The 4,589-nt window shown below is 67.7% G+C and carries 4 protein-coding genes; 2 read left to right on the plus strand and 2 right to left on the minus strand.

Annotation, left to right across the window (positions count from 1 at the left end):
* Positions 1–77 precede the first annotated feature (77 nt).
* Entirely contained in the window at positions 78–602 is a 525-nt protein-coding gene (locus V3B30_RS13680) for a GNAT family N-acetyltransferase (RefSeq protein ID WP_262084094.1), read from the minus strand.
* A 115-nt stretch (positions 603–717) separates the two neighbouring features.
* Entirely contained in the window at positions 718–2,694 is a 1,977-nt protein-coding gene (locus tag V3B30_RS13685; RefSeq protein ID WP_262084095.1) for a UvrD-helicase domain-containing protein, read from the minus strand.
* A gap of 99 nt (positions 2,695–2,793) precedes the next feature.
* Here V3B30_RS13685 and V3B30_RS13690 point away from each other — a divergent pair, with 99 nt between their 5' ends.
* The gene (locus V3B30_RS13690; RefSeq protein WP_262084096.1) at positions 2,794–3,465 is read left to right on the plus strand and encodes an SEL1-like repeat protein; all 672 of its coding nucleotides are present in this window, start codon (positions 2,794–2,796) and stop codon (positions 3,463–3,465) included.
* A gap of 261 nt (positions 3,466–3,726) precedes the next feature.
* Positions 3,727–4,347, plus strand: coding sequence for a thymidine kinase (locus V3B30_RS13695; protein ID WP_262084097.1), 621 nt, complete (start codon positions 3,727–3,729; stop codon positions 4,345–4,347).
* The last annotated feature ends 242 nt before the right edge of the window (positions 4,348–4,589 follow it).

The following is a 4,589-nucleotide window of genomic DNA, read 5'->3' on the forward strand; positions in this document are numbered from 1 at the left end:
GCCGCACTGCCGGCGCCCCGGGCGCACCGGCGCGGCTGCCGGCGGGGGCGCCCCCCACCGGGCGCCACCCACCACCATCAAACCTCGGCCGCGCCCGGCGTGGCGTACAACCGGCTCGGGCTGTCCACGCCCGGCAGCTGGATCACCCCGCGTTCCTGCATGCCCAGGCCCAGCAGGATCTTCCCGGACACCACGTTGTCCAGATCAATAATGCCATACAGATCCTGCAGGCCCAGTTCAGCGCGCGCATGCGCGAACACCGCCCGCGCCGCCTCACCGGCATAGCCCTGCCCGGCGAATTCGGACAGCACCGCATAACCAATATCCGGCCCCGGCAGGCCATCACGCCGCACCAGCCCGGCATTGCCCAGCCACGCGCCATCGGCCAAACGCTCGATGGCATACATGCCGAACCCGTTCAACGCGTAGCTGTGCAGCACCCGCAGCGCGATGTACTCACGCGCCTGCTCCTCGCTGCGCACGTTGCGGTCACCGATGAAGCGCACGAAGCCTGGATCATTCAACAGCGCCAGCATCGGCGCCGCATCGCGGTCGGGCTCGATCGCGCGCAGGCGCAGGCGTTCGCTTTCAATGGGATGCATGCACAGACCTCCGTGAACTGGAGGGTCGGATCCCTTCGCAACGCGAAGGGCTCTGACCCCTGAGGGCGGCCCTGGGGTCAGAGCCCTTCCCTGCGGGACAGGATCCGACCCCGGGTCAATCGAACAACGCCTCGATCGCCGCCAACCCGGCACTCGCCCGCTCCTTCTTGCGTGCCGCATCGGCCACCGGGTCAGCACCATCGCGCTGGATCTCCTCGGCCGGAATCTCCTCGAAGAACCGGCTCGGCTTCAACCGCACGTGCTCGCCGAACTTGCGGGTCAGCTTGCTGTAACTCATCCACAGCTGGATCTTGGCGCGGGTGATGCCCACGTAAAGCAGGCGACGCTCTTCCTGCAGATTGCCCTCGTCCAGGCTGACCTGGTGCGGCAGCACGCCGTCCTCGCAGCCAACGATGAACACGTACGGGAACTCCAGGCCCTTGGAAGCGTGCATGGTCATCATGCGCACCTGGTTGCCGCCCTCGTCCTTGTCGCTGCGCGACAGCAGCGCCAGCTGGCCGGCCAGATCGGCGGCGGTGGCACCGCGCGGGCCGCTTTCGAACCACTGCGCCAGTTCCTCGATGTTGTTGGCACGGCGCTGGTAGCTGGCCTCTTCCTTGGCCTGCTGGCGCAGCTCACTCAACAACCCTGATTCCTTGGCCACCTTGCGGATCATGTCGCCGGAGGTGACCTGGCGGGTCTGCGCACGCAGGTCGCGCAGGATGTCGGTGAAGCGCGCCAGGCTGTTGGCCGCGCGCGGTGGCAGCTGCTGCAGCGCCCCGATCGCCTCGGCGGCCTGCGCCATCGGCATGTCCTTTTCCTGCGCCAGTTCGGCCAGCTTGGCCAGCGTGCCGGCACCGACGTCGCGCTTGGGTGACTGCACCGCACGCATGAACGCGGTGTCGTCGTCCGGGTTCACCAGCAGGCGCAGCCAGGCCAGCGTGTCCTTCACTTCCTGGCGCTCCAGGAACATGGTGCCGCCGGTCAGGTGGTAGGGGATGCGCAGCAGCTGCATCGCCTTTTCCAGCGGGCGCGACTGGAAGTTGCCACGGAACAGGATGCAGAAGTCGCTCCACGGCACGTTGCGCGACTGCGCCACGAAGGCAATCTCGGCAGCGACCTTCTCCGCTTCATGTTCGCTGTTGCGGCATTCCCATACGCGGATGCGCTCGCCGTCGGCCTGGTCGCTCCACAGCTTCTTCAGGTGCTCATGCGGATTGTTGGCGATCAACGCATTGGCCGCGCGCAGCACGCGGTTGGAGCAGCGGTAGTTCTGCTCCAGCTTGATGATCTCCAGCGCGGGGTAATCACGCCCCATCTGCTGCAGGTTTTCCGGGTTGGCGCCACGCCAGGCGTAGATCGACTGGTCATCGTCGCCCACGCAGGTGAAGTTGCCCTTCTCACCGGCCAGCTGCTTGAGCAGGCGGTACTGCGCGTCGTTGGTGTCCTGGCATTCGTCCACCAGCAGGTAGCCGATGCGCTCGCGCCAGGCCAGGGCGATCTCGGGGTTCTCTTCCAGGATCTGCACCGGCAAACGGATCAGGTCGTCGAAGTCGACCGCATTGAACGCAGTCAAGCGCAGCTGGTAACGCTCGTAGACGCTGGCCGCTTCCTTCTCGCGGTTGCTGCGCGCGGCAGCCATCGCCTGTTCGGGCGACAGGCCGGCGTTCTTCGCGCGCGACACCAGGTTCTTCATGTCCTCGATGTCATCGGGCTTGGCGCCGTACATCAGGTCCTTGATCTGCGCGGCGGCATCATCGGCATCGAAGATCGAGAAGCCGCGCTTCAGGCCGACGGCGGCATGTTCGATCTGCAGGAACTTCAGGCCCAGCGCATGGAAGGTGCAGATGGTCACCTCGTCGGCGTCCTGCTCGCGCAGGCGCTTGGCCACGCGCTCGCGCATTTCCTTGGCCGACTTGTTGGTGAAGGTGATCGCGGCGATGCGGCGGGCCGGGTAGCGGCCACAGCTGATCAGGTGGGCGATCTTCTCCACGATCACGCGCGTCTTGCCGCTGCCGGCGCCGGCGAGCACCAGCAACGGGCCTTCGACGTGCAGGACCGCGGCAGCTTGGGGAGGATTCAGACCGTGCATGGGGACAGGATTGTAGCGGGGTGCCGGCAGGCCCACCTGACTTGCGTGGTGCCCGGCCGTAAGGTATTGAATCGGCACCGGAACACAGGAGCGTGGTCCATGTCCTCGAATGTCATTGCCCGGCCGCTTGCGGCCGCCCTGCTGGGCCTGCTGGCCATGCCTGCGGCCGGGTCCGGCCCGCCGCCGCGCACGGATGCCTATGAAACGATCGTGCTGCAGTCGCACGAGTTCCTCGTCTACCACCCGGACCTGCGCTTCCGCCAGCTGGGCATGGAGGCCCGCAAACGGGGCCGCGACGAAGAAGCCCGCAACAACTTCCGCAATGCCGCGCGCTATGGCGACAAGCTGTCACAGGCAGCGCTGGCCGACATGCTGTGGAACGGGCAAGGCGGCCCGGCCGACCGCGCCCTGGGCTATGCATGGATGGACCTGGCGGCCGAGCGCGGCACGGAGTGGCTGGTGGTGCAGCGCGAACGCTTCTGGGAGGCGCTGTCAGCGGACGAACGCGAGCGCGCGGTGCGCGAGGGCCGCACGCTGTACGCCGAGTTCGGCGACCCCGCCGCCACGCCGCGGCTGGAACGCGAACTGCGCGCCGGCAGCATGCAGCAGACCGGCAGCCGCGCCGGCTGGAGCGGCGCCATGCGCAGCCAGGGCCGCGGCGATGCCGGGCCCCGCGTGCTGCAACCGGAGAAGCACCAGCAGGCCCGTTACTGGGACCCGGTGGCCTACCGGCAATGGCAGGACGAGGAACTGGCCAGAGCCGGGCGATGAGCCGCGCCTGCCGTGCCATCGATACCTTCGTGCCGGTGCTACTGGCAGCGGCTGGTTACGGCGCAGCGGCATCGGGTACTGGCCGAAGGCCAGCCGGCCGGTCACCGGCGATGACTACTACCACGGCGCCTTCGGGAAACCGGCCGCCTGCTTGAGCCTGCAGGAGCAGACCTGGCAGAACACCGGCTACCGCCCAGCATCGAGATCGGCGCTCCCCGGCAGATCCGCCACGGCGGGCCGGGCGGCGACTAGAATTGGGCGATGGCCAAGCTCTACTTCTACTACTCGGCGATGAACGCCGGCAAGACCACCACCCTGCTGCAGAGCGCACACAATTACCGCGAGCGCGGCATGCGGGTGGCGATCCTGACCCCGCGCCTGGACGACCGTGCCGGCGCCGGCGTGGTCGCCTCGCGCATCGGCCTGCGCGCCGATGGCATGGCCTTCGACCGCGACACCGACCTGCAGCGGTGGGTGGAACAGGATCTGGCAGTCAACGGCCCCATGGGCTGCGTGCTGGTGGATGAGGCGCAGTTCCTGACCCGCGCGCAGGTCTGGCAGCTCAGCGAGGTGGTCGACCAGCTGCGCATTCCGGTGCTGTGCTACGGGCTGCGCACCGACTTCCGCGGCGAGCTGTTCGAAGGCAGCCAGTACCTGCTGGCCTGGGCCGACGAGATGCAGGAAATCAAGACCATCTGTCACAGTGGCAAGAAGGCAACGATGACCGTGCGCGTGGACGAGCACGGCCACGCGGTACAGGACGGCCCACAGGTGGAGATCGGTGGCAACGACCGTTACGTGTCGGTCAGCCGTGCGGAGTTCAAGAAGATCACCCGCGGTGAAGGGCGGATCGATCCGGCGCAGGCACCCCTGCCGCTGTAAGGGGGCTCTTTTGCAGGGCTGCGCCCTGCACCTGCAGAGGCCAAAGCAACAGCAACAGCGGGCATTCCGTGGGTTGGCGGGGCGGTGTCGGATTGCGGGGACGCCGCAAGTACGTCCGTGTAGGCTTGGCAGCCGCTTGCTCGTGTGCGCAGTCCTGCGCACACGGCAAGACCGGGGTTGGGCGTCCTGCCCAACCCGCCCGAGGCATGCCTCGGGCCCATGCGGCTGATACCCCGCAATCC

The organism is Stenotrophomonas sp. SMYL41 (assembly GCF_036319965.1).
Lineage (GTDB): Bacteria > Pseudomonadota > Gammaproteobacteria > Xanthomonadales > Xanthomonadaceae > Stenotrophomonas > Stenotrophomonas maltophilia_R.